This window comes from Deltaproteobacteria bacterium (genome assembly GCA_009929795.1).
Classification (GTDB): Bacteria; Desulfobacterota; Desulfovibrionia; order Desulfovibrionales; family Desulfomicrobiaceae; genus RZZR01.
This window is the reverse complement of the sequence record RZZR01000219.1, coordinates 1-3337: the sequence shown is the minus strand read 5'-3', so window position 1 is coordinate 3337 and position 3337 is coordinate 1. Positions and strand designations below refer to the sequence as shown.

Annotated in this window: 2 protein-coding genes; both read right to left on the bottom strand. The window is 59.8% G+C overall.

Annotated elements, in window-relative coordinates; translation table 11 throughout:
• Positions 1-618: 618 nt before the first annotated feature.
• Entirely contained in the window at positions 619-2514 is a 1896-nt protein-coding gene (locus EOM25_13390) for a cation-translocating P-type ATPase (GenBank protein ID NCC26168.1), read from the bottom strand.
• Positions 2515-2525: 11 nt separating this feature from the next.
• The gene (locus EOM25_13385; GenBank protein ID NCC26167.1) at positions 2526-2801 is read right to left on the bottom strand and encodes a metal-sensitive transcriptional regulator; all 276 of its coding nucleotides are present in this window, start codon (positions 2799-2801) and stop codon (positions 2526-2528) included.
• Between the last annotated feature and the right edge of the window lie 536 nt (positions 2802-3337).

Sequence of the window (3337 nt, the reverse complement as noted above, 5' to 3'; positions counted from 1 at the left end):
ACGGATCGTTCGGGGCCATGAGTCGAACACCGGCCAGAGCCTGACGGAGGAAGCAGGGAAGACAGTCGAGGGAAGTGCGCATGTTTTTTCCAAAAAAAAAGGCCGCCCGGAGGCGGCCCGTGTCGATGAGTCAAGGGCCTGTCGGAATCGGTGGTATCAGAAGTCGCAAAGAATCTGACCCATGGTCAGGCGTTCGGATTTCAACTCGTTTAATTTATTTAATTTTATTTTTATGATTCCATGCTTTAGGGGATGATTATTGGGCAATTGAATGTAGGTTTGTAGTCGGAACTGATGGGGGTCGTCAATTTTGGCCGGTATGTTCGACGGGGGGGAAGACTGTCGTCCGCCGCGTCCTCTGAAGTGGACAGATCCTGGAAGTGGATGGAGATGACTGATTTCGCCGCCAGGTCCGCATGGCGAGGTCGAGGCGCGGCCGGGGATCTCCCGGCTCGCATGGAAATGGAGTTGATCGACGAGGGCGTCGTCACCACCGCGCCATCGCCCGGGCCGGGTACGAACACGGCAGGATGTTGCTCAACAATACTCAAATCTGGGGGAGCCTGGAGACATGACCGTCTACCATAAGCCACTGGGATGAGATCTCAAGGGATTGGATCATGGTTTCGAAGAATCGGGGTACACCGCCAAGCTGGCCGAGGTCATGACGACGAGAACGCTGCCGACATTGTGGGCTATGGCGGCCATGACGGGGGTCAGCCATCCCATGCCGCCGGCGACGACCGCCAGGGCGTTGAAGGCCAAGGAGAACGCGATGTTGATCTTTATTATCCCGAGCATCCTGCGCGAGAGTCGAATCAGCCATGGCAATCTGGAAATATCGTCGTGCGTGAGAGCGATGTCGGCCGTTTCCAGGGCGACGTCCGTCCCCGCGGCACCCATGGCCACACCGACTTCCGCGGTGGCCAGGGCCGGCGCGTCGTTGATGCCGTCACCGACGAACATCACCGGCATGCTCCTCGACTGGTAGGACGTGATGATACCCACTTTGTCCCGGGGCTTCAGGTTGGCGTAGATCTTGTCGATATCAACCGATTGGGCAACGCGGGCCGCCGACTTCTCGTGATCGCCGGATACTATGGCCAGTGAATCGATCCCCAGGCTTTTGAACTCCTGGACGGTCCGCGCCGCCTCGGGCCGGATCGCATCGGTCACGCCGAACAGGCCGACCGGCCTCTGGTCCCTCATGACAACGAGGGGAGTCATGCCGAGTGAAATCGAATCGTCCACACAGGACTTGAACCGGGGAGGAAATGTCTGGGCGGCCGCGTACGTGGAGGCGTTGGCGACCTCGATCATCGAGCCGTTCACCATGGCCCGGACGCCGAGGCCGATTTCATGGAAGACGTCCTGGGGGCCGTTGATCGCCACCCTGGCGTAATGGGCCGCCTTGATGATCGCCCGGGCCAGGGGGTGCGTGCAATGCTGTTCGGCGCTGGCGGCGAAGGAAAGCACCTCTTCCCTGGAGACGCCCTCCGAGCAGGTGATCTCGACCACTTTGGGCTCTCCCAAGGTCAATGTCCCGGTCTTGTCGAAAAGGACCGCTTTGACGGAGGCGGCCTGTTCGAGGAACCGTCCCCCTTTGACAAGCACACCCGCCCTGGCCGCTCGTCCCAGTGCGGCCACGGTCGCCGTGGGCGCGGCCAGGATCAGGGCGCACGGGCAGCCGACGATCAGAACCGCGATGGCCCGGCTGATTTCTCCGGTCAAGGCCCAGGCAAGGGCGGCGCAAGTCAGGATGACCGGGGTGAACCAGCGGGCGTACCGGTCGATGAGCCTGGCGCTTTTGGGCCGGTACGATTCGGCCTCGCTGACCAGTTTGATGATTTTGCCCAGGGTCGTATCGTGTCCCACCTTGAGGGCCTGAGCCTTCAGAACCCCATTGTAGTTCAGGGTGCCGGCAAGAACCGTGTCGCCGGTCTTCTTGTCCACAGGCAAGGATTCGCCGGTCATGATCGATTCGTCCACGGCGGATGCGCCGGAAACGACAACGGCGTCGACCGGGATGCGGTCTCCGGGCTTGACGAGGATGTGTTCGCCGACGGCCAGATCCTCGACGGGAACGGCATGCTCTCGGCCTTCCCGCAAGACCGTGGCCGTTTCCGGCGATATTCGGATCAGGGATTGAATGGCCTTGCGGGCCGAATCGCTGGTTGCTCTTTCGATCAGGGCGCCGATGGTCATGACGAAACTGACGACCGCCGCAGCCAAGTATTCCCCCTGAATCAGACTGGCGACAATGGCGAGGCTGACGAGCTCGTCGACGTTGACGCTCCGTTCGGCCAGGCCTTTCACGGACCCCCAGACGATGGGCAGCCCGTTGATGGTCACTGACATGAGGGCGAAGGCTGTTCCATTCGCGCTCGGTGACGGATGGCCGTAGTCGATCAAATAGCCGATCAGGGCCAGCAAGCCGGCCCCAAAGGCGACATAGAAGTCGCGTGACCTGAACAATTCCTGATATACGCCCAATTTCGAGAAGCGGCCGATCATGCAGTAGCCTCCTACTTGCTGAATTTGTTGAAAATATCGACAACCTCAGCAATCAATTCCGACTCGTGGTCATGGTTTCGAATGGCGTTGGCCACGCACCCCTTCAAATGGTCTTCCAGGATAACGGCGCCCAACGATCTCAGAGCGCCCGATGCCGCCGCTATCTGCTTCAGAACGTCCAGGCAGGCCTGTTCCTCGGCGACCATTTTTTTCAGGCCACGAATCTGCCCCTCGATTCGGTTGATCCGGGCAATCAATTTCGGGTGGTCATCACCGCAAAGAGACATCGTTCACCTCCTTTATATACTGGTACGGGGTATATGTATAAAGAGGCTGAACTGCGAAGTCAATATTTGAGATCGATGTTTTTTGGCGCGAGGCCTTTCGTCGCAGCAGAAAGAAGGATGTGGAAGCTGAACAGTTCTATCGTCCCACCGCACGCAGAATCCGTTGCGCGGCAAAGGCCGGGGCCATGGTCCGGAGCATTGGTGAGGTGGTTTCCAGCCGTTCGCGAACATTCACCGGCGCGCTGCTCAGGGCTTCAGCCAGGACGTTTTCGAAGGCCTCGCGCAACAGGGCAAAAGAGGTATCCACTTCCGGATACAGGTTGTTCTCGCGCCAGGGGAGCTTGAGACGGGCGGAGGTCTCGCCGTCCTTGTGGGAGGGGGTCATGAGCTGGTACCATTCGGCCGGGCTCCACTGATCACGCTCGTTCTGGCCGGGCCAGCAATGAGACCAAGTCGATTCCGGGGGTTTTGGGATGGTGCTTTCAATGCGCACGCAGGGCAGGCACAGGCTGCGCTCGAACTCGTTCAGCCGGGCG

Coding starts and splice junctions, on each gene's coding strand:
- EOM25_13390 (NCC26168.1), bottom strand. CDS start 2,514: ATGATCGGCCGCTTCTCGAAATTGGGCGTATATCAGGAATTGTTCAGG.
- EOM25_13385 (NCC26167.1), bottom strand. CDS start 2,801: ATGTCTCTTTGCGGTGATGACCACCCGAAATTGATTGCCCGGATCAAC.